The organism is Paenibacillus sp. BIHB 4019 (assembly GCF_002741035.1).
In the GTDB taxonomy this organism is placed as follows: domain Bacteria; phylum Bacillota; class Bacilli; order Paenibacillales; family Paenibacillaceae; genus Pristimantibacillus.
Map to the genome: position 1 here is coordinate 1,532,070 of NZ_CP016808.1, position 26,380 is coordinate 1,558,449.

Annotated in this window: 18 protein-coding genes; 4 read left to right on the top strand and 14 right to left on the bottom strand. The window is 51.3% G+C overall.

From position 1 onward, the window contains the following. Positions 1-310: 310 nt before the first annotated feature. Positions 311-4,840, bottom strand: a complete 4,530-nt coding sequence (locus tag BBD42_RS06445) for a glycosyl hydrolase 53 family protein (protein ID WP_099517499.1) — start codon at positions 4,838-4,840, stop codon at positions 311-313. A 345-nt stretch (positions 4,841-5,185) separates the two neighbouring features. Between BBD42_RS06445 and BBD42_RS06450 the strand changes: the two genes are divergently transcribed. Both BBD42_RS06450 and map read left to right on the top strand, forming a co-directional pair. Next, positions 5,186-5,944: a TetR/AcrR family transcriptional regulator gene (locus BBD42_RS06450; protein WP_099517500.1), complete on the top strand. Its 759-nt coding sequence runs from the start codon at positions 5,186-5,188 to the stop codon at positions 5,942-5,944. A gap of 26 nt (positions 5,945-5,970) precedes the next feature. Further along, on the top strand, positions 5,971-6,717 hold the full coding sequence (gene map, locus BBD42_RS06455) for a type I methionyl aminopeptidase (protein WP_099517501.1): 747 nt from the start codon (positions 5,971-5,973) through the stop codon (positions 6,715-6,717). 189 nt (positions 6,718-6,906) lie between these two features. Here the strand turns inward: map and BBD42_RS06460 are convergent, their stop codons facing one another. The 5 genes from BBD42_RS06460 to BBD42_RS06480 all read right to left on the bottom strand — a co-directional run bounded on the left by BBD42_RS06460 (position 6,907) and on the right by BBD42_RS06480 (position 14,115). After that, entirely contained in the window at positions 6,907-7,785 is an 879-nt protein-coding gene (locus BBD42_RS06460) for a carbohydrate ABC transporter permease (protein WP_046231688.1), read from the bottom strand. 18 nt (positions 7,786-7,803) lie between these two features. Continuing rightward, positions 7,804-8,697: an ABC transporter permease gene (locus tag BBD42_RS06465; protein ID WP_046231689.1), complete on the bottom strand. Its 894-nt coding sequence runs from the start codon at positions 8,695-8,697 to the stop codon at positions 7,804-7,806. Between the two features lie 176 nt (positions 8,698-8,873). Continuing rightward, positions 8,874-10,556 (bottom strand): type 2 periplasmic-binding domain-containing protein, encoded by a 1,683-nt coding sequence (locus BBD42_RS06470; RefSeq protein WP_099517502.1) that lies wholly within the window; start codon positions 10,554-10,556, stop codon positions 8,874-8,876. A 125-nt stretch (positions 10,557-10,681) separates the two neighbouring features. Then, entirely contained in the window at positions 10,682-12,322 is a 1,641-nt protein-coding gene (locus tag BBD42_RS06475; RefSeq protein WP_099517503.1) for a response regulator, read from the bottom strand. A gap of 14 nt (positions 12,323-12,336) precedes the next feature. Further along, on the bottom strand, positions 12,337-14,115 hold the full coding sequence (locus BBD42_RS06480) for a sensor histidine kinase (protein ID WP_348272594.1): 1,779 nt from the start codon (positions 14,113-14,115) through the stop codon (positions 12,337-12,339). 155 nt (positions 14,116-14,270) lie between these two features. Here BBD42_RS06480 and BBD42_RS06485 point away from each other — a divergent pair, with 155 nt between their 5' ends. Both BBD42_RS06485 and BBD42_RS06490 read left to right on the top strand, forming a co-directional pair. Continuing rightward, complete coding sequence (locus tag BBD42_RS06485) at positions 14,271-15,860, top strand: sensor domain-containing diguanylate cyclase (RefSeq protein ID WP_099517504.1); 1,590 nt, start codon at positions 14,271-14,273, stop codon at positions 15,858-15,860. Positions 15,861-16,196: 336 nt separating this feature from the next. Further along, positions 16,197-17,420, top strand: a complete 1,224-nt coding sequence (locus BBD42_RS06490; RefSeq protein WP_099517505.1) for an MFS transporter — start codon at positions 16,197-16,199, stop codon at positions 17,418-17,420. Between the two features lie 72 nt (positions 17,421-17,492). On the opposite strand, the gene BBD42_RS06495 is transcribed toward BBD42_RS06490, so the two are convergent. From BBD42_RS06495 to BBD42_RS06535, 8 genes are all read right to left on the bottom strand, one after another. Then, positions 17,493-18,005, bottom strand: a complete 513-nt coding sequence (locus BBD42_RS06495) for a C40 family peptidase (protein WP_099517506.1) — start codon at positions 18,003-18,005, stop codon at positions 17,493-17,495. Positions 18,006-18,217: 212 nt separating this feature from the next. Continuing rightward, positions 18,218-19,261: a cation diffusion facilitator family transporter gene (locus tag BBD42_RS06500; RefSeq protein ID WP_099517507.1), complete on the bottom strand. Its 1,044-nt coding sequence runs from the start codon at positions 19,259-19,261 to the stop codon at positions 18,218-18,220. 254 nt (positions 19,262-19,515) lie between these two features. Next, positions 19,516-20,598 (bottom strand): efflux RND transporter periplasmic adaptor subunit, encoded by a 1,083-nt coding sequence (locus BBD42_RS06505; RefSeq protein ID WP_099517508.1) that lies wholly within the window; start codon positions 20,596-20,598, stop codon positions 19,516-19,518. Positions 20,599-20,662: 64 nt separating this feature from the next. Beyond that, positions 20,663-22,024, bottom strand: a complete 1,362-nt coding sequence (locus tag BBD42_RS06510; RefSeq protein WP_099517509.1) for an ABC transporter permease — start codon at positions 22,022-22,024, stop codon at positions 20,663-20,665. Next, positions 22,021-22,737 carry an ABC transporter ATP-binding protein gene (locus BBD42_RS06515; RefSeq protein WP_099521496.1) on the bottom strand — a complete coding sequence of 239 codons (717 nt, stop codon included), beginning with the start codon at positions 22,735-22,737 and terminating at the stop codon, positions 22,021-22,023. The genes BBD42_RS06510 and BBD42_RS06515 overlap by 4 nt, the downstream gene beginning before the upstream one ends. Positions 22,738-23,317: 580 nt before the next feature. After that, positions 23,318-23,974: an SGNH/GDSL hydrolase family protein gene (locus BBD42_RS06525; protein ID WP_099517511.1), complete on the bottom strand. Its 657-nt coding sequence runs from the start codon at positions 23,972-23,974 to the stop codon at positions 23,318-23,320. Between the two features lie 69 nt (positions 23,975-24,043). After that, complete coding sequence (locus tag BBD42_RS06530) at positions 24,044-25,018, bottom strand: aminoglycoside phosphotransferase family protein (RefSeq protein WP_172455420.1); 975 nt, start codon at positions 25,016-25,018, stop codon at positions 24,044-24,046. 73 nt (positions 25,019-25,091) lie between these two features. After that, a complete protein-coding gene (locus tag BBD42_RS06535; RefSeq protein ID WP_099517513.1) occupies positions 25,092-26,174 on the bottom strand; it encodes a lactonase family protein in 1,083 nt (360 codons plus the stop codon). Positions 26,175-26,380: the final 206 nt, after the last annotated feature.

A 26,380-nucleotide genomic window follows, 5' to 3' on the forward strand; every position in this document is an offset into this window, starting at 1 on the left:
AGCGGCTCGGTCTTTTTGGCATGTGCGCAGGGCCAGGCTTCCTTCTATGCCTGTCGGCAGTAAATGACTTTCTATTTGCCGTTCTAATTACCGTTCTAATTGCCTTTCTAATTGTCTTTCTAACCGCTTCCCGCTGAATATTTCATTTGCAATAAAGCTGTTCCCTTTTTTAAGGGCGGATTGTTCTTGGGAGGAAAAAAGAGTGTTTCAACGGCCTTCGTTTGCGCTCGGATTACTTGCAAAAAGACGGTGTTCCGGTCGCTATCGACCTGAAACACCGTCTTTATTTGCAGCCTAGCAGGCTTTGTTGTTATTCGTATAATACTGAAAGCACCTTGGCAATTACGACTGCGGATTGTGCCCGAGTTGCCGTTGCCTGCGGCGCGAAAGCGCCATTGCCCATGCCGGAAATCAGCCCCAGCTGCTTGATGGCAGCTACTGCTTCCTGCGCATAATCCGAGATTTGCTCGGCATCCGTGAAGGAGGCTGCTGCGCCCGTAGGTTGCGCCGCCCCTGCATCTGCTGCGAATCCGCTTTGCTTCGCAGCGCGGTACAGCATAACCGCCATCTCTTCTCGCGTGATGGAAGCGTTGATGCCGAAGGAGCCATCCGCTCTTCCTTTAATAATGCCGTTCTGCTCTGCGGCAAGGACAGACTGCTCATACCAGCTTCCAGCCTTGATATCGCTCAGCTTCGTTGAAGCGCCGTCTTTGCTCGCAAAGCCGAACGCCTGAACGAGCATATGCACAAACTGTGCACGGGTAACGCTGCCCGCTGGCTGGAATTTGCCTGCTGCCGTGCCTTGAACGATGCCTTTGGCAGCAAGGCCTTCAATTGCAATCTTCGCCCAAGGGTATTGCGCGATATCATTAAACGAAACGTCTGCATAAGCCGCTGCATAACGGCTGAAATGTGCCGCCTGGAATACGATTACTTGATCATTTTGGCGATACACACTGCTATGGACAGCTTCCAAACCGCCATTGCTATTCAAATAATAAACGACTGCCTGATGCGGCTGCTCGCCTGCTTTCAGCGTGTACGGCAAGGCTACTTCCACTTGCCCTTCGTTCCATGTTATTTGCTTGCCATCATGGACAAGCTTCAAATCGTAAACTTGATTCGCGCCAACCTTCGCGCGTTCCTCCGCTGTTAGGGCAGCCGAGTCAACTTTCTCGGCTGTGAAGGCCAGCATGGCGGCGGTGTTTTGCGCCGCTGCGCTGGCAAGGGCTTCGACGGCGACGCTAATTCGTACGCCGTCCAGCCATACATGCAGCACCGGCACATTGTGATCGGTCAGCTCTTTAATAGCAGCCGCGGGCAGCTGTACGACTGCCTGCTGCGGTGCAGCTGCTGGAACGACGCGAATCGTGACGTCGTTCCCGTTCGCCTGCGTCGCCGCCTTGCCCAGCTCGCTGGCGGCGACTGTCGCGACCAGCTTGCCGGAAGCATCCGGCAAGCCGTTCGCGATTGTAATTACAGCAGCAGCCGATGGCGCTGCTGTTGGCTGCGGGCTCGCCGTCGGAGCAGCCGGCGTCGACGTGCCCGGCGTCGACGGAGATGCCGTTGGTGCCGGCGTCTCTGGTGATGGCGTCACCGGAGATACTGTCGGTGTCGGAACCTCTGGCGTTGGCGTTACCGGAGGTACTGTCGGTGTCGGCTCCTCTGGTGTTGGCGTTGGTGTTGGCGTCGGTGTTGGCGTTGGCGTTACCGGAGGTACTGTCGGTGTCGGCTCCTCTGGTGTTGGCGTTGGTGTTGGCGTCGGTGTTGGCGTTGGCGTTGGCTCCTCCGTCGCCACCTCCAGCCCGGCAATCGCAGCTGTCACTGCTGCTGCGCTCGCAGCTACCTGCGCCTGATCAGCTTCCAGATCAGCGCTTGCCCGCTGCGCTGCAGCCAGCGCTTCGGCAAGCACGGACCAGCTTCCTGCCGTATAATGGCTTTGCGTCAAGCCAGCTGCTTCAGCAATTGCGGCAATCAGCTCGGCCTTATCAGCCAGAGCCAGCCCGAATGCCTTGAAATCCATCATGCCGACCCAGCCTTGGCCTTCGGTAATCGTCACCTTGAGATAACGGCCCGTATTATTGTCCGTCAGCTTATGGCTGTCCGAAGGCATGGCCAGCGTTTGCGTATCCGCTGCTGTACGGAATGTTGCGCCATCATCAGAAATTTCCACTTTATAATGGACAACTCCCGCCCATTTGTTGAGCACCACTTTTTTCACTAGCGAAGCTTGGCCCAGATCGACCATCCACCAGCTGCCAGCCCCTTTATCTGTCCCCCACGAAGTGCCTTCATTTTGATCGACTGCCCCTTCTGGAGCGTTGGCCTTGCCGCCGCCGCTGCCGGCGTTGCTGGAAGAAGTTGCTGCTTTAAACGCTGCAATATCCTGCAAAGGCTTAAGCGCTTGAATCGCGGAGGCAAGTGCTTCCGTCGCAGCCACAACCGCCGTTTGAACAGCCTGGCCATCATTGTTGACCGTCTTCGCATTCGCTAATGCAGCTTGCAGCACAGCCCAGCCGGCCGCATAATATTCCGCACCGTCGAGCTGCTCTGCCGATACGATAGTGGTGACGAGCGTGCCTTTGTCCACGTTCGACAAACCATTCAGCGCGGCCTGCAATCCGGCAACCGCATGATTGACAACCGTTTGCGTAGCTCTTGCATCACCAGACGCCGTCCGTGCAACAGCAAGCGCACTTTGCAGCGCCTGCCAGCTTTTGGCCGACCAGTCCGCCTCTTGCTTCGCTTCTGCATCGGCAATGAGCACTGCCAGCGCCGCCTTGTCCGCCGGAACCACTTCAAGCCCAGCGACAACGGAAGCCAGCTGCGCCTGTGCCGCATCCACTTCAGCTTGCGTTACCCCTTGAGGCGTATACGCCTGATCGTGAACGAGCTGCGCCTGAGCGATAGCAGGTGCAAGCTGCGGCCAGCTCTGCGGCGTAAAATCTGCCTCTACGAGCGACTTGGCTTCAGCAATTGCGGCCGCCAAATGCTGGCGATCTGCCGGGACTGCCGTCAATCCATGCTTATAAACGTTCAAGGAATCCAGCGCATAGCCCTTATAGGCGTATCCGCCGTTTGCTGGATATTCGTCATAATCAAACATCGCATGATTTTCCCATGCGTCGCCCTCAGACGCAATCCAGCCTACATTCGATGGAATCCATGCCGGTTCCCAATAGAAAAATCCGGCTCCCTTGTTATTTTCCACATTGGAGATCAAATCCATAATCGTTTGAATTGCATCATATTGGCCTTGAACGGTCGCGTCCCATTTCGCTCCGCCCGTCTTCAGCTTTTGGTCGGAGTTAATAATATTTTCATGGGCATCGCCATTTTTGTACGAAAACGGATACGACGTCTCGGCAATAACGACTTCCTTGCCATATCGCAGCGCCATATCGTCCATATTAATTTTCACCGCTTCCAGCGTACCGTGCCAGAACGGATAATAGGATAAGCCGATAATGTCGTAATCGACTCTGCCATTGATGCCGTCGAAGAAATAACGGAAGGTCGCATTTTTGCCGCCTTCAGCAAGATGAATCATAATTTGAACATCATCGCCGCCAGGAAGGGCGCGGACAGCCGACGAACCGCTGTTCAGCAGCAGCGCTTGATCGTCAAAATTAACCGAGCCGCCTTTGCCCGTGAGCACGCCGCTGTTGATTTCATTGCCGATCTGTACCATGTCAGGCATCGCATTTTCTGCCTGCAATTCAGAAATAACCTCGTACGTGTAATCGTATACCGCTTGGCCCAGCTCCGGCATCGTCAGGTTTTTCCACGCCGCAGGCCGAACCTGCTGGCCCGGATGCGCCCAGTCATCCGAATAGTGGAAATCGACAAGCAGCTTAAGCCCCTTCGCCTTCACTCGCTTGGCAAGTCTAAGCACATCTTCCTTATCATTGTAGCCGCCCGAGTTTTGCGGATCATTCCACACCCGCAGCCGGACGTAGTTCACGCCCCGGTCCTTCAAAATGTCCAGCAAATCGCGTTCCACGCCATTGCTGTCGTAATATTTTCCGCCGTTGTCCTCAATTGCGGTCAGCGTCGAAATATCCACCCCGCGAATAAAATCGTCGCGATAGCCCAGCACCGTGACAGACGCATTCGGCTGCACGCTCGCTCCCGTTACCGTTCCTGCTACTTCAAAGCTGCCCCCACCTGTATATTGCTGCGGGTCAACAGCGTCCCATGCGACATTGACGAGCCCAAAGCTGCCGTCCGCATATGCTGCATTCACCTGTGCCGGAAGGCTAGGAGCCGTGCCGCTGTAGGTTTCGATATTCACCGCATCATAGCCGGTAATGTCCGCTGGACTTTTCACCATTTCCTTCTCTGTTACCTTTAATTCTTTAATGCCCGGCCACCAGCCGCTACCTGCATAGAAAGAAATCGTGACGCGCACATAACGCATGCTGTCCGCCTCGAATGCAAGGCTTGCCGTCTGCTGCTTTGCCGCATTAGCCGATTTATCGGCAGCGACCGTCCAGTTCACATCGTCCGGCGATACCTCGACGATATACTTGACGATTTCATCTTCCTTCCAGGTGATTTCCACACCAGAAAGATCATATTCGCTGCCCAGATCCACTTTAAGCCAGTGTGTCGGACTTACAGCGCTAGCTGCGCTCCATGCCGTATCCGGATTGCCATCGACCGCGTATTCCTTCGGCTGCCCCCACTGCGGATCTATATATTCTTGGCTTGCTGTAACGATTTTGCCAAGCGCCAAATTTGCTGCAGCTGCCTTTACCGCCGCTTGCGGCCAGGCCATTTGCGTCATAAACAGCGCTACGACCAGCACGAGGCTGATATACCCTTTCCCCTTTTTCATGTAAACCTCTCCCTTGATTATATTGTTTCTCCATGCTTCATCTAATTGTAAGCGATTTTATGAAAAACGATATACATACCAAAAGCAACATTCCAGCATTTTATGCAACCTGTTTGACGCCGCACATTCCGAATTTTGGTAGCGCTATCATTCATAGGGTTTTCATAAGCAAAACCTGCGCAAACAGACACTTCAAATACTATCGATTAGAAAAATCCTGAAATAACGCGCTTAAGCCCCATCCCGAGCATTAACGAGAATTTCGGCTAATCACTTGTTATTCGCAAGCCGATGTTTTATATTGACATAACAGTAGGTCAAAAATAAAAGAGGTGAACGGACGAGATGACTCCACGCACGAAGGAACAAAACGATGAGATCCGGCTGCGCCGTCTGGCGCAAATCCGGAAAGCCGCGGCCGATGTGTTTTTGAATAAGGGCCCTTTACTGGAAATCCGCGATGTAGCCGCGCAAGCGGGACTCGGCTATGGAACGGTATACCATTATTACAGCAATAAGGGCGATTTGCTTCAAGATCTGCTATGGGATGCGTTCGAGCGGGCCGGGGATTGGCTGGTAGCCCCGCTAGAGGCAACACTAGAGGCAACGATAGAGGCCTCCCGCGCTTCGGCCTCGGGGAAGGCTCCAGCGGGCGGGCATTTCGGCTTGCCTGCTGCGGAGGACACCGGGAACTCGGCTTCCGCAGATTCCCGAAGCGGAAGCAGCGAAACAGCCGCGGCCGCAGAGCTTGGTCCCGTTGCCGCCGCAGGCGTACGGCTGCTGCAGCTATGGGCGGAGGACCACGCTCTTTACCTGTTGTTTAAGATGGCCGGAGAGAACTTTGCCTCGCTGCCAGAAGCGCGCTCGGCCACGCTCTCGGCCGCCTTTCATCGTGAGGTGCTGGCGCCGCTTGCCGCGCTGCTGGAAACCGGGCGTGAGCCGGACGGGGCTGCCGCTTCCGGCGGAAACGCGGCGGAGCCGCCGTATCAGCTACAGCGCGCGGAAATGCTGCTGGCCGCCTTGGTCGGCTGCGCCTCGATTTCGCTTCGCCGCGGAAGGCTGCACGAGGAGGCTGGCGATATCGCCCGGTTATTAAAATTATAGAATGGATAAGGAGCGAATAATTACAGATGATCATACTAAAATCACCTAGGGAAATCGAAGAGATGAAGCCGGCGAGCCAAATCGTTGTGGACTGCTATCGCGAGGTGTCCAAACTGATCGAGCCTGGGATCACCACCCAAGAAATCAATGACTTTGTTGCCAGACACATCACCAAGCTGGGCGGCAAGCAGTTTACGAAAGGGTACAACGGTTACCCCGCCGAAACCTGCATTTCGGTCAACGATGTGGTCGCCCACGGCATTCCTTCGAATCAGGTGGTTATGGACGGCGACTTGCTGAAGCTCGACATCGTTGTGGAATACGGCGGATGGTTCGGCGATTCGTGCTGGTGCTATGCGGTGGGCAATATCCGGCCGGAGGCGCAAAAATTAATGAAGGTGACCAAGGAATGCTTGGAACTGGGGATCGCCAGGGCAATTCCCGGTGGCCGGCTTGGCGACATCACGTCGGCGATTCAACAGCATGCGGAAGCAAGCGGGTTTTCGGTCGTACGCGATCTGCTGGCGCACGGGATCGGGCGGAGCCTGCACGAGGAGCCAAGCTACGAGCATATCGGCGTAGCCGGCAAAGGCATTCGGCTAAAGGAAGGCATGGTGTTCACGATTGAACCGATGATCAACGAAGGTACGTACCGTATCAAGATTGACGACGATCGGTGGACGGCGAGAACGGCCGACGGCAAGCTGTCGGCGCAATATGAGCATACGATCGCAGTTACGGCGGACGGACCGCTCATTTTAACGGCCCAGTAAAAATAGAGACGACGGACGGGAATGCGTTATTTTAGGAAAAAAGCCGCTAACCCGGCCTGCTTGGCCTTACGCAAGCCCGTAATCCGAAATGACGAGAAACCGCGTTGCCGCAAAAAGAAGGCTGCTCTCCGTTTCCGGAAAACAGCCTCCCGTACATCTTCTAGAACCCACACGATTACCTTTGTCACGCTACTCTTTAACCGAGCCTACAACGAGGCCCTTAACGAAAAACTTTTGCAAAAACGGATAAATAATCAGGACCGGAAGAGCACCGATGAAAATTTGCGCCGCACTAACCGTCTTCTGCGAGATCAAGGCAAGCGATACGGGATCGAGGCTCATGGAGCTCATGTCGCGTGAAATAATGACCGTTTGCAGAAAGGTTGCCAGCGGATATTGGTGAACGCCTTCTGTGTACAGCAGGCCGTCAAACCACGAATTCCAATGGAATACGATGCTGAATAGGCTGAGTGTTGCAATAGCTGGCTTGGATACCGGCAGAAATATCGTGAACAGTACCCGGAAGTGGCCCGCTCCATCAATCATAGCCGCTTCCTCCAGCTCCTTCGGAATGCCCCGGAAGAAGTTCATCATCAGGATCGTTAAATAAATATTAACCGCTCCGGGAAGTACCAGTGCCCAGAAGGAGCCCATCAGGTTCAAATTCTGGATCATCATATAGAAGGGAACAAGCCCCCCGTTAAAGACCATCGCGAAGACGAAAATCCAGGAGTAGTAGGAACGTGCCTTGAAGCTTGTGCTTTCTCTGGAAAGCGGGTAGGCTGCCATAAACGCCAGCAGCAGCGTAAGCGCCGTGCCAATGGACGTCCGCATGATAGATATCCAGATCGAGTTTAGAAAGATCGGGTTGTCGATCGTTTTGCGATAAGCCTCCAAAGTGAAATCTACCGGCCACAAATTAACGATATTGGCATCAGCCGCCGACTTTGCGCTGAACGAAATCGCCAATACATGAACAAGCGGGATAATGCACAGGAGCGAGATAAACAGCAGCCCTGTATTATTGAGTATAGAAAATATGCGGTATGACAGTGTTTTGTGGTACATTCTAGGCTCGCTCCATTCTTAGAAAATTCGATAGTTTGCCCATTTATAGGCCATGCGGTATGAGACGAAAATCAAGATCATGCTGATAATGGATTTGAATAATCCGACTGCTGTTCCAAAGCCCATTTCCCCGCTTATAATCGCTGTGCGATAAACGAACGTATCAATAATGTCGCCTTTATCGTAGACTAGCGGATTATACAGGTTGAAAATTTGGTCAAAGCCCGCGTTCAAAATGTTGCCGAGTGCCAGCGTACCCACGACAATCGCCATCGGCACCATTGAAGGCATTGTAATGTGCAGCGTCTGCTTCCAGCGGCTTGCGCCATCCACTTCAGCCGCCTCGTACAGCGAAGGATTGATGTTCGAGAGAGCTGCCAGAAAGACGATCGTTCCGTAACCGAACTCCTTCCACACCTCGGATATAATTACCGTAAAGCGGAACCAGTTGCCTTCTCCAAGGAAGAAGATCGGCCCGATCCCGACCATGCCCAGAATCCGGTTTACGAAACCGCCATCGCTAGACAATATGTCGATCAAAATACCGCCCAGAATGACCCATGACAGGAAGTGGGGCAAATAAACCATCGTTTGCACATAACGCTTGAAAAGCTCTTTGCGCACCTCATTTAAGAAAAGAGCAAAGGTGAATGGAGCTGCGAGGTTAAAAATGATTTTCAAAACCGCAATGACCAGCGTGTTCCAAATAACCTCCAGGCTGTCCTCCCGCTCAAACATGTAGCGAAAATTATCGAGACCGATCCATTCCGAGCCTGTAATGCCCAGCCGGGGCTTAAAGTCCTGGAAGGCCATAACAATGCCCGCCATTGGCAAATAGCTGAACAAAATCAGAAAAACTAGGGATGGCAAAATCATGAGATGGAACGGCCAGTGGCGCTTTAGCTGCCTCATATTGTAGTATCCTCCTGAACGCATTTGTATGAATTACCTCAATTATAGCAACGCCCCAAACCGCCTGAACACATGACGGAACCAACATTGATGGCACTATTGCAACTACTTTTCACAGGAGACTCTCATAAAAACAAAAGCAGCCTGCCGAGGGCAGACTGCTTTGCTGACTTGCACTATTTTACAGATGCATACCATTCATTTACTTCCTTCGTAATTTGCTCGCCGCCGGATTTATTCCAGTTGGCAACGAATGTATCGAAGGCATCAATCGGCTTCGTGCCGTAAATAATTTCGTTAAACGTTTGAAGCTCGATTTTTTTCAAGTAATCCATTTTCGACTTCATCGTCGGCGTTGTAGGGCCCGTGAACATGTTCATAAGCGCAACATCCTTCTGGGACATGAGCACCTTCGCCGCTTCTGGCGTTTGTTTGCCAAAGCTGTTGGCAATGTCTTTCTCCAGCTTCGTCTCCGGCTCCTTGCCATCTGCCAGCGCCAGCAGAGCTGTCATTTGCGCATCTGGAATACGGGCGCCATCGCGAACGAGGAAATAACGAACAATGTTGATATAGCCTCCAGGGATATCATCTTGATAAAGCGTGTTGCCATTGGCATCAACATCATAGTCATAACCTTTGAACATGCCAACCTCAAGCGGGCTGCCCTTCGCAGGGTTTGCGAAGTTGTCAAACATCCAGTTCTCATAAGTGAACAAAGCCTCAGGATGCTTAATATCTTTGTTGATCAAAATAACAGCGCTGGAAAATGGCGTGCCATGGCTTGTCGCTTTGCCGTCAGGACCTTTTGGCAGCGCGATCGGCGTCCATTTTGCCGTTGGCACGTTTTTCGCCGTATCGACAAGCGGCCAGCCGCTCATCCAGTATGGTCCAGGAATAATGCCCGCTGTTCCTGCAACTGCTGGCTCAGCTGTTTTGTTCTCATCCCATAGAGCTGCTTCTTTAGGGATAAAGCCTTTTTTGCTCCATTCCGAAAGCTTCTCAAGGCCCTGCTTCATGCCTGCATTAATAGAGCCGTATTCCAGGTTTCCGTCAGTCCCGACATTCCATTGCTCTGGCATCGCGCCGTAAGCGCCGAAAATCCATGATGGGTCGCCCATCCAACTGCTCAGCTTCGTTTTGAAGCCAATGCTAAGCGGCGTTACTTTATCTGGAGCTAATCCGTCCGGATTGTTGTTTTTAAAAGCTTCCATCACCGTTTCCAGCTCGGCAATCGTTGTCGGAGCTTTCATATTCAGCTTGTCCAGCCAATCTTGGCGAATCCACAACAGGTAGTCGTTGTTATAAGCGTAATCCAATACAGGGATGCCCATTTTTTTGCCATCGCGCATATATGGATTCCATACGTTAGGGTCAAGCTCCATCGCTTTTTTCCAAGTGTCATTTGCGTATTGGTCAAACAGGTCGCCAGCTTCGCGGAAATAGCCGGAATCGACCAAATCAGCTACCAGCTGCGGATCGTTATTGCCGACAACTAGCACGTCCGGCATATCCTGTCCCGAGGACATAGCCAGGCGCAGCTTTGTAGCTAACGCATTGTTCGTGTCCGTTACCGACCACAGCGATTTAATCTCGATGCCGAATTGCTCCTTGGCCCATTTTGTCGCTACGTTGTTCTCGATCGTTTCACCATTTTTATATTTCACCTCAGGAGCTACACCCCATACGGTCGTCAATGTAACAGGCGGATCATATTTCTCTTTATATTCATTTCCTGTTGAAGCTCCTGCGTTCGTGCCCTCGCCTGTTCCTGTGTTGTCCTTGCCGCATGCTGCGAGCAGGCCGACAACGAGAATGAGGCTTAGTACGAGCAGCAGCTGCTTTTTGTAAGCGCTAATCATTTTTGTTTTTCCCCCTCCAACTGTGTGTTGCAATTGTTTATGACTTTATTATAGGAGCATTGCTGGGGAAGTCATATGACAATAACCGAACATTTCTGCACCTTTGGCAACCTGTTCGTTTTTTGCTATTGGTCGCGGAACTCCTGCGGCGTCATGCCATAATGCTTGCGGAAGATTTTGCTGAAATATTGCGGATTCTGATAGCCCAGCTCCGAAGTAATTTCATAAATTTTCTTATTGGTCTGCTTCAGCAAATAATGCGCCCGCTCCATTCGCATCCGGGTAATATAGTCACTGATGCTCTCGCCAGTCTGGGCTTTATAAATTTTGGACAAATAGACCGGATGCAAAAACACCTTGTCCGCAATCGTCTTCACCGACGTATCATGGCCAAGGCTTGCAGACACCAGCTCCTGCACCTGCTTGACCAGGCTGCTCTTGGCATATTCCTCCGTACTGGACAGCTCCGTGCGCAAGCGCTCCAGCATATCCGTCGACCAATTTCGCAGCTTGTCCAGCGAATGAATTACGGTGTGGTCGAGCAGCATGTCGAAGCCCGCATGATCAATTTCATAAATAAATTGTCCCTGTTTATGGGCCGTATACATAAAAGCATTCGTAATCGAGAGAAACACTTCATACAGATGCTCCCGCGAAAACTTCACCTGCTCCAAATTGCCGAACACCTCATCGATTTTGAGCAGCGCCGTGTCCCACTGCTTGGACTCCAGCAAATGAATAAGGGTAGGCGGCTTATACAAAGCCTCCATCAGATTCACTCGCGTCTCCGGCTCCGCCTGATGGCTTTCCAAATAGACGGCAATGCCCGATTCATGAATCGCGCTCGATAAATAGACGCTCATCCCCGTCCGGTACGCATTCGCCATGCCGCTCGGGAAGGAGAACCAGTCGGAAATAATGAGCGATACTTCCGAACGGAGAAAATGGGAGATTTGCCGCCTAAAGACGTCCACTGCCTGCTCCAGCATCGCCCGCCGCTGTCCTTTGTAATCCGGCGAAAACTCCAGCAGCCGCTGCTGCTCCTCATTTGGCTGCGCGACGAAGATGAGGCAATTATGCGGCGCTTTGCCATACCATACGTTCATATGCTCGGCGAACACTTCCTCGCCGATATTGCCGACCGCATATTCCATGAGTTCCATGCTGCTGCGGTTGCTTTCATCATAAGGATTGCTGTATTGAATCAGCAAAATGACAGAAGGAGCATCAAGCCGCAGCGGAATTTCGTATTGCGCCAGCTTGGCGTCAATCGTCGTGTCCGACAGCTGGCGGCCTAGCAGCAGATCATGCAGCAAATTGCGCCGCAGCAGTCCATATTCCGACTTCATATTGTAAACGAGCTGATGGTATTGCTCCGCCTGCTCCCACTCCACCTTCAGCTCCTCGATCGTATTCATCAGGCTGCGCACAAATTCCTTATCGTCCACCGGCTTCAAAATATAATCGGATGCCTGCAATTGGAGCGCTTTTTTCGCATATTGGAAATCGGAATAGCCGGTCATTAAAATGCAGCGCAAATCCGGCCAGTGCTTCTTCGCCTGTTCGATCAGTTGCAAACCATCCATCCCCGGCATCCGAATGTCCGTGACCAAAATATCAATGTCGCCTGCCTCCATAATCGCAAGCGCCTCGGCAGCGGACTCGGCCCGGTACACTTTGCTGACGCCAAGCTCTTCCCATGGAATGGTCTTCTCTAAGCTCAGCGTCACATAGGCCTCATCATCTACAAGCAGCAGTTCAATCATTATGATGCCCCTCCTTAAGTCAGTGTCTGTTCGGTTTGTTTCTCGCGGGTCACATTCCAGCGAATTTGCACCTTCAAGCCGCCTAGCGGCGAAGGCGACAGCACAATGCCTGAGCTTGCGCCAAAACGCAAATGCAAGCGCTGATGGACGTTCCAAAGACCGCAGCCCATCTCCTGCTCCATAGGACGTGTCAATTGGTATTGCAAGGAAAAGAGCCGCTCTGGGTCGAGCCCAACGCCATCATCCTCTACCGTAATTGCTGCAAACTCGCCGTCAAATTCACCCGATATGCGAATGCGTCCTGCATTTGGCGATTGCTCAATTCCATGGATGACCGCATTTTCCACCAACGGCTGAATGACGAGCGGCGGAATTTGAAACCGCAGCAGATGCTCCGGGATGTCCAGCTCATAAGACAGCCGATTCATCCGCATTTGCTGAATATCCAAGTAGTTGCGGACAAAATCAATTTCTTCCCGCGCATCGACCAAATCCCGCTCCTGCCGTGTCGTATAGCGGTAGTAGTTTGACAGGTTCTGGCTCATTGCAATGACCGACTGATAGTTTTCCAGCTTCGCCATGCTCGATATAAAAGAAAAACAGTTATAGAAAAAATGCGGGTTGATTTGCGATTGCAGCTGCTTGAGCTTCGCTTCTCGCACATGGATTTTTTCCAAATACACATTTTCAAATAGTTCTTGAATTTGCTGAACCATCCGGTTGAAACGGATAAATACGAACTTAAATTCATTGTTGCCGCGCCCCTTCGGCGTAAGCCGGACGCCGTAATCGCCGTTTTTCAGCTTCTGAAAGCTGACTACAAGCTGCTTAATGGGAACCTGCACCTGCGCATAAAGCATATAGGCGATTAAACAGCTCATCAATAGCAGCAAACCAACCGAATAATAAAATAAACGGTTCGTTTGGTTGATCGGCTGGAGCACATCCGATAACGGGATATAATCAATCAAATCCCAGCCTATCGTTTCTGAACGGACAATATTGACCAAATAGCGCTCCCCGTTCACTTGGACGGTATGGCTGCCGCTGGCCAGCAAGCCGTTCTCGTCCAATTGGGCTATGAGCTGATTGCCCAGCTGCTGGTCGGCGGTACGATTGTATATCGTGCCCCATTCCTCATTGTAGTAGAAGGGGTCGCGCCGTCCATCACGCTTGAACTGATCGAGCATGCCTTGAATATTCGAGCTGTCAAAGCTCACCTCAATGAGCAATCCCGTATCCGTAGCCTGGGACAAGTTATTGTAAGGCAGCGCCGTCATCAGCGAGAAACGAAAGCCATCCGCGCCAAGCGGCTTTACCTGCCATCCGCGTTTCAGGCGGGCGGCTAAAGTCTCCTTATTATAGGGAACGGCATCGTTCACCGTAATGACGCGGGCTAGCGTTGGCGAATAGATCGCCAAATTGCTTTTCCAATTAGAGGAGCTTTCCTGAATGCTCAGCTTGGTCTGAATGCGCTTGACCATCGTAATCGCGGGCAAATCGAGATTGTCGAGTTCGACATAATAGTCGCGCAAATTCGCAATGTCCGGATCTTGAATGAGCAAATTTGGCCATAGCCCCAGCAGATTAATCGAGGAATTGACCTGATTTTGAAAAAAAACGAGCTGATTCGTATTCGAGCGATTGAGCTCGGAATCTAGAACTTCTGTACTAATATGATTGGAATAGGAGTACAGTCCTATTATCGGCAGCAGCATAATAATCAGCAACCCAACGATTTTGGAAAACAAATTCACTTTAGGCATCCGTACACCTGGCTTTCTTCTAATCAAAATGCTGCATTCAGTATAATGTCCCTCTCGAATTGGAGCAATGCCTGACCGGACTGAAGCAAAGAAAATATTCGGCTGGTCTGTCATTATATGTCGAAAATCTCGCATAAAAATGATAAACTATTTAATAGAATTTCAACGAGAAGAGGTTTAGCATGTACAGCGCAATAAAACGCAAAAAAGGCTTTACTCTGGCATCCATCATCTCCTGCATCGTGCTTTTGTCCGTCCTCATTACCATCGTCATCAATGTCATTATCGCTTTCAAGTCCCAAAGGGAATCCCTTTATCATAATACACTGGAATTAAATCGCATCACGGCTGGCGATATTAGCAAAACGACGCAATCATTGCTTGTGTCTATGAAGCATAGCCTTGAAATCGCGGCAAATTATTTATCGGATGCCGACCTAGAAAGCAGCGCTGTGCTGGCACAGCTTGATTTTTTTATGGGAACCAACCATTATTTCAATTCGATTGCTGTCGTCGATGCTGAAGGCGTCATCGTCTCCAGCTCTCCTAACAATTTGGGCATAATCGGCCACAAGCTGTCAACTGATGAATCGAAGCTGGCGCTTAAAGTGCAGAAGCCGCACATATCCAAGCCTTATATTTCTTCTACGAAGCGAATGATCGTGCTGGTCAGCCAGCCGATTTTCAGCCGGGAGGGCACTTATCGGGGATATGTGGCCGGAACGATTTATTTGCAGTATGAAAATATTTTCCGAGAAATTCTTGGCGTGCAAAATGAGAACAACAGCGGCTCTTATTTTTACGTCGTCGATGGGGAAGGCAACATGATCTATCACCCGCATATGGAGGATCATCCTGCTAATGTAAGCATGAATCCTGTTGTGCAGCAGCTGATGCAGGGGAAAAGCGGGCAGCAGCAGGTGGTCAACAGCCAAGGTATCGAGTTTCTTGCCGGTTATTCCGTCGTACCCGAGACCAACTGGGGAATTGTTTCCCAGACGCCAGTCAGCTACGTGGAAAATAAAAGCTGGGATCTTATTACGGATATGCTGAAGGTTTCGACGCCGTTCTTGCTGCTGCTGCTTATTTTGACTATGTGGCTGTCGCGCAAGCTGTCCTCCCCGCTCTACCAGCTGGCTAATTATGCGGCGCAGCTGACCAAGATGGATCAAGTTCCGGAAACGCTGCCTTCGCGCGTTTACTGGAATTATGAGGCGAACCAGCTCAACACCACCGTTGCGCTAGCTTTTCATGAGATGAAGCGGAAAAATGAAGAGCTGTTCCATGAGTCGCAGACGGACGCCTTGACGGGACTGCCTAACCGCCGGACGCTTAAGCTGATTACCGAGGATTTGGAGCTCAGGCAAATTCCGTTCTCCGTCATTATGCTGGATTTGGACCATTTCAAATCGGTCAATGACGAGTTCGGCCATCCGAAGGGCGATGAGGTGCTGCGCCTGCTTGCTGCAAAGATGCTGGAGCTCAAGCGCGAGGGCGATTATTGCTTCCGTTACGGAGGCGAGGAGTTCACAATCGTGCTGCCGCACACGTCGGAGGAAGAGGCGTTTGACGTAGCAGAGCAGCTGCGAATGCAGATGGAGCAGGCGATTACGCCAATCGGCCGCCAGGTCACCTTGTCGCTCGGCATCGCCTCCAATACAGCTCGATTAAAAGATACCGACGATTTGTTCAAGCAAGCGGATGATGCGCTGTATGCTGCCAAGCATAGCGGCCGCAACCAAACGATTTTGCATAGTCAAATTTCGGAGTAGCAGTAGATACGATAAATTAGCAAAATTTTCGGTTTGCAGCATGAAGCACCGCTGCCACTTGGCTTTCTCAGCCGTGGCAGCGGTGTTTTTTGCTGTCTAGGGTGTGTTCGCACCGGAGCACGGAGCTCGCATGCTGCTGCCTGAGCTCGTCCTCCACGCCCCTTATACGACAGTCGTCAAGCGTCTCGATAAGACGACTGCGGCCCGCAAGCCCATTCTAAATTGCACCTGCGGTTAGCTGCTTCACATTCAGGAAATAACTGGAATAGAGTAGTGTTCCATCGAAAATAGGTTTACAATGGAAATAACGATGGAACCTACAGGATGTGATTGCACATGGATTTTTCTTGGAAAAGAAACTTATATGTATTGTGGATTGGCGTGTTTTTTACGAGTACGGCTTTCACCACCTCCATTCCATTTATTCCGCTGTTTCTCTCAACCGAGCTTGGTGTTGAGAAGCATCTGGAAGCTTGGTCCGGCATTTCTTTCGGCATCACCTTTCTGGCAAGCGCGCTTATTGCCCCTTATTGGGGATCGCTCGCCGACAAATATGGCCGCAGGCCGATGCTTATTCGCTCAGGGTTCAGCCTGGCCGTTCTTTACATGCTGACCTACTTTATTTATGATCCCTATTTGTTCGTTGTGCTTCGAATATTCCAAGGCCTGCTTGCCGGCTTTGTCCCAGCCTCGATCGCACTAGTCGCCACCAACACGCCCGAAAGCAAAACAGGCTACGCCCTTGGCATAATGGCGACAGCCGGCGCGACAGGCGGTATTATCGGCCCCGTCATTGGCGGGGTCGTCAGTCATTACATCGGCAATCGCGAAGCTTTCCTGTTCTCAGGAGGCATCGTCCTTATTGCCGCGCTGATTGCCGTTTTTTTCGTGAAGGAAAAAAACTTCAACCGCTCAGGCGCCCGTTCCTCGATCAAAGAGGACTTGAAGCTTGCACTGTCCAACCGTTCCTTCACTACACTGCTGATTTTGGCGGCTCTGGCAACGTTCTCGGTGATGATTCTGGAGCCGCTGCTCACCGTCTATGTCATGCAGCTTGGCGTCAGCGGCAGCGAAGCTGCCCTGCAGTCAGGCATCGTCTTCTCGGCCGTCGGGATCGCCACGCTCATTGCAGCCCCGCAGTGGGGCAAAATCGGTTCAAGGATCGGTTTTTCCAAGGTGTTGTTCATTGGGCTTGTCGGCGGCGGGATCGGCAATTGCTTGCAATTTTTCGTCAGCGATTACGTAGAATTCGGCGCGCTGCGCTTTATCTATGGGCTGTTTTTCGCCAGCGTCTATCCAGCTATTAATGCCTTGATCGTCAAGGTAACGGACAGCAGCTTTAGAGGACGAGCCTTCAGCCTTAATCAGTCGGGCACCATGTTCGCAACGATGCTGGCTCCCGTTATTGGCGGCGTGCTTGGAGGCATCATCCCGATTCGCTGGGTATTCATCATCAACGGGCTGATGCTGATCGCAGCTGCCCTGTTCCTGAAAACCCACGCGCTCGGCGGCTCAGCCCAGCATGCAGCAGACACAGGCAAGCAGCCTGCACGTCCATAGCGAAAAGCCCCGCTCCCTCTGGATAAGGCGATGCCTTTAATCAGCAGGGGCGGGGCTTTAGTTGTTAAATCACTATATGACCCGGCGTGCGGTTACATACGTTTTGTCCCATGTGCTTCCGGAAAAAGTAGAAATCGTTACGCCGATTCCCTTCCGATACGTATGCAGCAGCTTGCCGTTGCCCATATAAATGGAGACATGGTTAATGACGCCGTCTCTATTCGTATCGGAGAAAATCAGATCGCCAGCCTTCAAATTGCTTCTGGATACATACGTGCCGGCCTTCGATTGGCTCAGCGATGAGCGCGGGAGGGTAATGCCGTTCTTTTTGTAAACATACTGTGTGAAGGATGAGCAGTCAAACGAGCTGGTGCTGCCCGCTGTTGCCCCAAATTTATAATCAACGCCCAGAAATTTCTGTCCCGTTGCAATGACGCCGCTGGCAGTGGATGACGATGCAGCCTCTACCTTAGCTGCTGGTACAGCCAAAGCGCCTGTCAAAGCAACGGATAGGCTTAACGTGACACTAAGTAACGTTTTGCCTAGCAGGGTTTTGCCCATAAGGGATTTGTTTGTGCTATTCATGATGTATCCTCCTTTGGTAAAAACAGATGCGGTATAATGCCTGCTAATACCATACCACAGCTATTTCCCCCACCAATTACCAATGAGAGGATAACCCCTACATGCGCCTAGAACCAGTCATTTTCATTAAAAATCCATTTTAATTATGAAAGCACTTTTGCTTGACTTTTATTTTTGAGGCGCAATTTGCCAAAAAGCACATGCTCAGCCTGCTAAACCTTCATCTCGGAATGCTGAATCCGCGACGTTTCTATCTGAATCGTCGTATGCGAGATGCCAAACTGCTGCTCGATTTTCGCAAGCGCCTGCTGCAAAATATGCTGGCTGTCATGCTCATCCTCCACTAGCAAATGGCAGCTCAGCGAATCAAGACCCGATGTGATCGTCCATATATGCAAATCATGCACATCTATTACGCCTTCGATTTCCGCAAGCACCCGCTTCACCTTCTCCTGATCAATCGATGGCGGCGTGCCTTCCATGAGAATATGGAGAGTTTGCTTAATGATATTCCAGGCACTCCGTAAAATAAGCACCGACACGAGCACCGATATAATCGGATCGGCAATATTCCAATCAAACAAGTAGATGAGCAGCCCAGCAAGCACAGCCCCGACCGAGCCAAGCGCATCGCTCAAAACATGCAGATAAGCGCTTCGTACATTCAAGTTGTTATGCACATCGCCTTTGCGCATTAAAGCCCAAGCACTGGCCAAATTCGCCAATAGGCCAACAAGCGCAATGAGTATCATGGAGCCGCTGGCAACAGCAGGAGGATCGAATAAGCGATGGTAGGCCTCCCATACAATAAACCCGGCTATGACGAACAAGGCAATGCCGTTGAACAGCGCGGCCAATATTTCGAAGCGGTAAAAGCCGTAGGTTTTCGTCTTGGAAGCGGGCTTGCTGGCGAACCAGACGGCAACCAGGCTTAGAATAAGCGCGCTCACATCGCTCAGCATATGGCCGGAATCGGCAAGCAGCGCCAGACTCCTCGTCAACAAGCCGCCGAAAAATTCAAGAAACATAATGCCGACTGTAATCGACAGCGCAATAATCAAGCCGACCTTATTGCCATTGACATCAAAATGATGGTGGCCGCCCGGTCCATGGGAATGGTCATGCCCATGATGGTGACCGTGGCTGTTGTCATGATTGTGGTCGTTATGATGATCATGATCGTGGTCGTGGTTATGGTCGTGGTGACCACCCTCGCTATGGCTGTGCCCATGTTGATGCTTTTTCTTCGTGTCCATATTCTCTGCCTCCTGCTGCTATTAAAAGCGATACCATTCGCTTTTTCAAATAAAATAACATATGAGCATGTATTCATATATTATATAATGAACCAGCTGGACACATTTGTCAACCAGTGCGCTTCCTTATTTTTCTCCACTCGTCCAAAAAGCATTCATTCCTTCGCCTTCTCCACCCGACTTCCAAATAAAAAAGCCCGAGTATGCGCAGCTCAGCTTTTTCAAGCTTAGACGCGCACACTCGGGTTTCCTGTTTATTGCAAGGAGACAACGTCGCCCTCCTTCAAGCCTTCAAGCACTTCTACCTTATCTCCCGCCGACATTCCGACCTTGATGTCTTGGCGCTCATATTGGCCTGCGCCTTTTTCCAGCATGACATAAGACGAAGCTTGGTCGCTCATAATAGCAATGGAGGGCAAAGCAAGTGCACTCTCCTTACGGCTTATCTCAATGTCGCCAGTGAGCGACAATCCAGCAATCAAATATTCGCTTGGCTCAAGCGAAATAACAACCTCGAATTGCGCAGCTTGATTGAGGCTGTTTTGATCCGTGCCTGTTTTCGCGAACTTGGATACGCGCAGCACTTTGCCATCAAGCACAACATCCTTCATCGCCGTCATTTTCACCTTGACCAACATATCCTGCTTAATGCGGAATACATCCTGCTCTCCGACAAGGGCAATGAATTGCAGCTTGTTCAGATCAACAATTTTGCCAATCAGCTGGTTGTCGCCTACTGCTTGCAGTTGCTTGGCCGTTTGATCAAACAGAAAAATACCGTCGCCTGGTGAACGATATTGGGATTCATTCAGCTTCAGCCGCTTTTGCGTCAGCGCTTTGCGCCCAATCGATTCCTTCACATCGTTCAGCTCCTGCGTCAAACGGGCAATTTCCTTGGCAACCAGCGCCTTCTTGCGCTCAACCTCCGTCGCCTCAAGCATGCCCAGCTCATCTTCCGTATTCGTTACAAAAGCTTGCAGCTGTGCCTCCAGATCCGCTTTATGCAGCTCCGCTTCCTCCTGCGTTATTTGATTTTGCAGCTCGGTCTGGTCAAGCGTAAACAATACCTCGCCCTTCTTCACCTGCTGACCGTCCTTCACTTTCCACTGCGTCACTTTGGAGCTGAAAGGCGCATAAACAGACGTTTCCTGCTCATACAGCGACTTGCCCTTAACCTGAATCGTATTGACGAGCGTTTCCTTGGTCGCCTGAAATGTAATGGCCTGTGAATCGCCCGCCATATCGACCATCTCCGGCGGCTTCGACATGGAGTACAGCACCACGCTTATTCCGATTAATACAATCCCGATGATGATCCATTTAATCTTTTTCTTCATTTCTTCTTCTCCCCCTGGTTCCTCGCTGGCTCAGACATGCCCGGGCCATAGCGCTGGACCCCCTCTAATCTCTCTTGATTGCGGTCAATGCATCAGTACGCGAAGCGCTGACTGCCGGATAAATCCCCGATATAATGCCCGTCATCACGGCAAACGCCAGTCCGACCGGAATAGCAGACAACGGAATGAAGATGGACATATTTTCCTCGCCGGTAGACATCGATAAAATAAGAGCATTTATTCCCCATACGATCCAGTATGAAAATAAAACGCCCAGCAGTCCCCCCAGCAGTCCAAGCAGGGCTGCTTCTACAATGAACATATTCCGAATTTGCGCCAGATTGGCACCAAGCACCTTCATAATTCCGATTTGGCGGCGCCGTTGGTACGTGGACATCGTCATTGCCACAATAATGGAAATCGAGGCGATAATAAGAATGAATACGCCTGCGCCTACCGCGATGCTTTTGAACACAGCGAACTGCTCTTCAAGGGCCTCTTTTTGCAGAAGATTGGATTGGGTGTTTAAGGTAAGCTTCTTGATTTGCTCCTCCACCTGCTTCACATTTTCCTCCGCATCCACCTTGACCGTTACTTGATTGTAGGTGCCGTTAGCCGTCTCTTCACCGCTATTTTGCATGAGCTGCTCACGCAGGCTATTCGCCGTTTCAATCGATACATAAATTTTACGGTCATTGGAAAGCTGCATGTCGGATACACCTTTAGGCTTCTTCAACACCCCTACGACTCGAAGGCCCTCGCTGATCCTTTTCTTGTTATCCTGATCATAGTTCACCAACTGAATCTGCTTCTGGTACAAGGCGGAAGGTGTAGTCATCATCGTCATATATTGATCTTGCAGTGTTGAATCGCCTGGATTTAAATTCATGGCCTCAAACAGCTTATTCTGCTCTTCCTGATTCATTAGTCCAAGCGTCGTACCGTAACTTATTACTACAGAGTTTGGAGCATCCGATGCCGAACCCTGCCAATACGTATTGCCGAAAGCTTCCAGACTGCTCAAATCCGTTCCAATAATTTCGGCATAGGCCTGCTTATCATCCGTAGTCGTCATTTGCATGTAGCTCAGCTGCTGCATAGCTGCTACAGCCTTTACGTGCTTAATGTTGCGCATGATTTCGACCTTTTGATCCGTCAGCTTGCCCCGATTTTTCACTTCATCGCTTGCCGTGCTTTGGCTTCCAGGCCCTGCGGACGCGCCATTATCCGGCACAACCGTAATTTCATCCATTTTCAAATAGCTCGTGAGCTGGGTTTCGACAATTTTCTGCGTAGATTCTCCAATGCTCATCGCCAAAATAATAGCGGCACAACCAATCGACAAGCCAGCTGCACACAGCATGGTGACTACTTTGCGCCGTCTGACCTGATCCCATGACAGCCTCGTAAGATCGCTAACTCTCAATGGACTGCCTCCTCTACCGGATGCTTGTCCAGCTCAACAGCAGGCTGCGATTTTTCCAGAAACCCGTCGCGAAGCGTAATAATATGCTGGGTCTGCTGCGCAACCTCGCGCTCATGGGTGACGATAATAAAGGTCGTGTTCATCGTCTTGTTCAAATGCTTAAGAATGGCCAAAATCTCCTCTTCCGTCTTCGTATCCAAATTTCCCGTAGGCTCATCGGCGAAAATAACCGATGGCTCTGTAATAAGCGAGCGCGCAATACTGACACGCTGCTGCTGTCCGCCCGACAGCTGGGAAGGGAACATTTCCCCTTTATCCGGTATGCCGACCTGCTCCAGCAGCTTTAGCGCCTTCTGCTTGCGAATTGAAGGACGCGTCGATTGAAACACGAGCGGCAGCTCGATATTTTCACGAACCGTCAAGTTCGGAATGAGCTCATAAGCCTGAAAAATAAACCCGATATGCTCACGGCGGAACTCCGCCAGCTTGTTTTCATTCATATTTACGATGTTGTGATCTGCTATGTAAATGCTGCCCTCCGTCGGCTTCATCAGCCCCGCCATCAGATTAAGCAGCGTCGACTTTCCTGAGCCTGAGCTTCCCAGCAAAGCAACCATATCTCCTTTGTTTACGCGAAAATCGATCTGTTGAAGAACCAGCGTCGTCTCATTGCCGTTCTTAAATGCATGGGACAAGCCCTCTACACGAAGCAAATCCTTCACTCCCCTTGTCTCTCTAACTCTTAGCAAGCGTAAACGGCTGTGGCCTTCCTCTGGCGGCCCAAGCTACGTTTCGCGATGAAATATAGAGTAAGGATACAATTCATATCCTTTCCTATATTTCAAGCGTAAACGGCTGCGGCCTTCCTCTGGCGGCAACTTTATCTACACAAATTACAGCCAAAGCGCTTGTTGCTTTAACTGTTCTATATTCCATAATTATCCTTGATATTTCAATCGTACTATAACCTCTATTAAAGAACAATACTGCTGACATTGCTTCCTAATCTTCAAAAAAGCTATATGAATTTTATTCCTTTCCCCATAAAAAGTAGTTACAAATTAGTTACTTAGATTCGTTAAATGGAGCTTTTCACATTAAAATTTCTATTTTTAACTTGCATGCTTACTCTTTTCTGCAAAATAAAAGAAAAGCATCCCCAATTTCCAGCGAAATGGGGATGCTTTGTTGTAGCTGCGCCTGCGTATGATGCCGCCTCGCTGCTCGCTGCTCCGATTTCTACAAATCTATACGCAGTAAGACGCGGACGGGTTCAAAAAAACATCATATTTGCTATTTAATCGCTAATCTGCTGTTTTGTACCGTAGACAGCCACTCGCGGGCGAGCAGCTCATGCCCCGCCGCTGTCGGATGAACGCCATCCCATAGCCAGTAGGCTGCACCAGTCACTTCGCTCGCTTTGTCGAACACATGCTGCACACGTACAAGAACCGCATTATACTCTGCTGCCAGAGCAGCTGTTTTTTCTTGGTAGCCCTTAATAATTTGCTGCCATTCATCCCAACGCTCCAACGTCACGCCAGTTTTCAGGATGAATGGTTCGACAAGGACGAACCTCGTCTGCGGCAGCACTTCGGCTGTCTCCTCCAGCAAATGCCGATAAGCGCGCTCAAAACGGTCTGTTGCGCCGCTCGCTTCGCCAGACATCGTCCGCCAAGCATCATTGACGCCAATCAAAATGCTGAGCACATCCGGCTTCAAGCTGAGCGCATCTTCGTTCCATCTCGCGTACAGATCGGAGACGCGATCGCCGCTTATGCCCTTATTAATGAAATGGGGTGCTTTCTCCGCCAACTCATAACCAAGGCGTGAGGCAATTAAATACGGATAGCTATGGCCTAAAATATGATTTAAATCATCATTGCGCCCGCGCGAACCATCTGTAATGGAATCCCCTTGAAATAAAACGGTCAATTGCTGCTCGCTCATCTCGTCCCAGCTCCTTAATAGTGGATAAATTTATGATGCATGTTCGGTTGAAATGCTCTGCTTTATTACCTATTCAAGCCCCGGCTCCTCACGCTGCAGCTCTGCAAAGCAAGCCGCCGTCTCAAGTGCGGCATGGAAATTGCAGACCCCATCTTCGACACACCATGCTGCGGATAGCACCATATGGCTGAAGCCATAGGCAAGAACGCGCTCCCGTTTGAGGCATAGGGCATCGCTAAGAATATGGACGCGATTACGCAGCAGTTTGATTCGCTCCGCCCGTGTCTCAGGCAGCTGATTCATCAGCAGCGGAATAACGCCATAAGCCGCTTCGCCGATGACGCCCTTGGGATCAATCGCCAGCCAGCCGGCAGATGCTTCACCCTCTCGCGCGGCGGACAAAATATTGCCCTGATGCAGATCGCCATGCAGCAGCAGCTGCGGCTCGCTCTTGCCCGTGGCGAATAGCTGGCCGAAGGTCAGCTGTGCCTGCCGGACGAGCGGCTCCGGCAGCGGTCCGGTGCCGCCATCATGGCGCTGGCGCAGCCGCTCCAGCCCGCGCGCCCACTGCAAAGCCGTAGGGAAGCTTACGCCTCCGGCCGCTTCCCCTACAGCCGCTGCGTCCGCTGCTGGCACAGCCAGCTTACGCATCACTTCCGCAGCGATGCGGACGGCCGCCGCATCGTCTGCCACTTCCGAGAGCAGCTGTCCCGGCCTCAGCCGCTCCAGCAGCATGACGCCGCGCTCTGCATCCGATGCCAGCAGGCGAACCGCTCCTCGCCCATCGTACAGCTGAAGCGCGGCCAGCTCGGTTCGGCTTTCCCTGCACGGCACGCCCAGCTTCAGCACAGCCTCGCTCCCGTCCTTCCGCAGCGCCGGAAGCACCAGATTGAAGGTCAGCTCATACGGCGATCGATCCGCCAGCTGCAGCTCCCACTGCTCCGCACAGCTTGCCAGCAGCAAGTCCAGCTCAGCAAGCCACCGCTCGCCGCTTTCTCCATGTACGCTTATGACAGTCTGCATCCATGCTGATGGCCATCTCATCTCCGCTGACCTCTCCCTCTCTTTTCGCATCTCGCCGCATGAAAGGCATGTTCGCCTCAACTATTTCCTGCTGCTACACTAACACGGGCTGCACATACACGGGACCAGATACCGTAACGGAATGTCCGGTATACACAGGCAAGCCTGTTGCCACATCTATGCGGAATACAGCCAAATTATTCGTGTCGCGGTTAGCCGCGATAATATACTGGCCTCCCGGCACAAAAGCAAAATGGCGCGGGTGCTCGCCCTCAATCGGCACATGACCAGCAAGGGTCAGCTTGCCGTCTGCTTCATTAATTGCGTACACTACGAAGCTGTCGTGCCCGCGATTCGAGCCATATACATATTTGCCATCCTCGGAAACGGCAATTTCGGCGCATGTATTTTCACCGTCAAAATCAGCAGGAAGCGTTGGAACAGTTGCAAGCGCCGCAAGCGTACCTGCCTCAGCATCGTAACGGAACGCAGTAACCGTCGAATCTACTTCATTAATGACATACGCGAATTGCCCATTCGGGTGAAAAGCCATATGCCTCGGGCCAGCACCTGCATGAAGCACGGTCTCGCCGTGGAAAACCAGCTTTTGCGCTTGGTCATCAATACGATAAGCCATAATGCGGTCAATGCCCAGATCCGGCGAGAACAGGTAGCGGCCGTCCGGGCTGAATTGTATGCTATGGGGATGCGGCTGATTTTGCCGCTCCGGGTGCTGGCCAACTCCCGTATGCTGGGCGATATCAAGCAGCTCTCCCACCTCGCCATTGTCCGTCAGCGACACTAGGCTGATTCTGCCGCCATGGTAGCTCGACAGCAGCAAATAGCGATTGGATGGATCGCGTTGAATATGGCAAGCAGGAGCTGTAATTGCTTCGCTGCGGTTAAGCTCCGTCAAGGCTGTTTTATCCGTGTCGATGGCAAAAGCTACAGCATCGCCGATTTTGGCTCCTGCTGCAGAAACCCCTTCTGCAATGGCATACAACCGTTTGTTTAGAATATCCACATTCAAAAATGTAGGATTTTTGAGGCCGGATACTTCATCCAGCAGCGACAGCTTGCCTTCTTTTTCATCAAAAGCATACGCATATACGCCGCTCGCCGCAGCCTCTGCATAGGACCCGACAAATACGACAACTCGTTCATTATGTACAGACACGATTTATATTCCTCCTTCAAATTAGCGGGACCTGCCCCGCTGCGTGTAAGGGCTGACGTTATGGCAGCGGAGCTTGCCGCTTGCCTTGCCAGCTTTCCCGCATTAAAGCTTTCCCTCTTATTGTACTAGCAGTCTGCGCACAAACCAAGTGCTGTTGCTACGGTTTTTATCCCGCCTGAGCAAACGGCTGTTAGGATGAACAATGT

What these genes read in the sequence shown, in the direction of transcription:
- BBD42_RS06450 (WP_099517500.1), top strand. Translation starts at nt 5,186, where the DNA reads ATGACTCCACGCACGAAGGAACAAAACGATGAGATCCGGCTGCGCCGT.
- BBD42_RS06525 (WP_099517511.1), bottom strand. Translation starts at nt 23,974, where the DNA reads ATGAGCGAGCAGCAATTGACCGTTTTATTTCAAGGGGATTCCATTACA.
- BBD42_RS06465 (WP_046231689.1), bottom strand. Translation starts at nt 8,697, where the DNA reads ATGAGGCAGCTAAAGCGCCACTGGCCGTTCCATCTCATGATTTTGCCA.
- BBD42_RS06470 (WP_099517502.1), bottom strand. Translation starts at nt 10,556, where the DNA reads ATGATTAGCGCTTACAAAAAGCAGCTGCTGCTCGTACTAAGCCTCATT.
- BBD42_RS06475 (WP_099517503.1), bottom strand. Translation starts at nt 12,322, where the DNA reads ATGATTGAACTGCTGCTTGTAGATGATGAGGCCTATGTGACGCTGAGC.
- BBD42_RS06495 (WP_099517506.1), bottom strand. Translation starts at nt 18,005, where the DNA reads ATGAATAGCACAAACAAATCCCTTATGGGCAAAACCCTGCTAGGCAAA.
- map (WP_099517501.1), top strand. Translation starts at nt 5,971, where the DNA reads ATGATCATACTAAAATCACCTAGGGAAATCGAAGAGATGAAGCCGGCG.
- BBD42_RS06445 (WP_099517499.1), bottom strand. Translation starts at nt 4,840, where the DNA reads ATGAAAAAGGGGAAAGGGTATATCAGCCTCGTGCTGGTCGTAGCGCTG.
- BBD42_RS06530 (WP_172455420.1), bottom strand. Translation starts at nt 25,018, where the DNA reads ATGAGATGGCCATCAGCATGGATGCAGACTGTCATAAGCGTACATGGA.
- BBD42_RS06460 (WP_046231688.1), bottom strand. Translation starts at nt 7,785, where the DNA reads ATGTACCACAAAACACTGTCATACCGCATATTTTCTATACTCAATAAT.
- BBD42_RS06490 (WP_099517505.1), top strand. Translation starts at nt 16,197, where the DNA reads ATGGATTTTTCTTGGAAAAGAAACTTATATGTATTGTGGATTGGCGTG.
- BBD42_RS06505 (WP_099517508.1), bottom strand. Translation starts at nt 20,598, where the DNA reads ATGAAGAAAAAGATTAAATGGATCATCATCGGGATTGTATTAATCGGA.
- BBD42_RS06500 (WP_099517507.1), bottom strand. Translation starts at nt 19,261, where the DNA reads ATGGACACGAAGAAAAAGCATCAACATGGGCACAGCCATAGCGAGGGT.
- BBD42_RS06485 (WP_099517504.1), top strand. Translation starts at nt 14,271, where the DNA reads ATGTACAGCGCAATAAAACGCAAAAAAGGCTTTACTCTGGCATCCATC.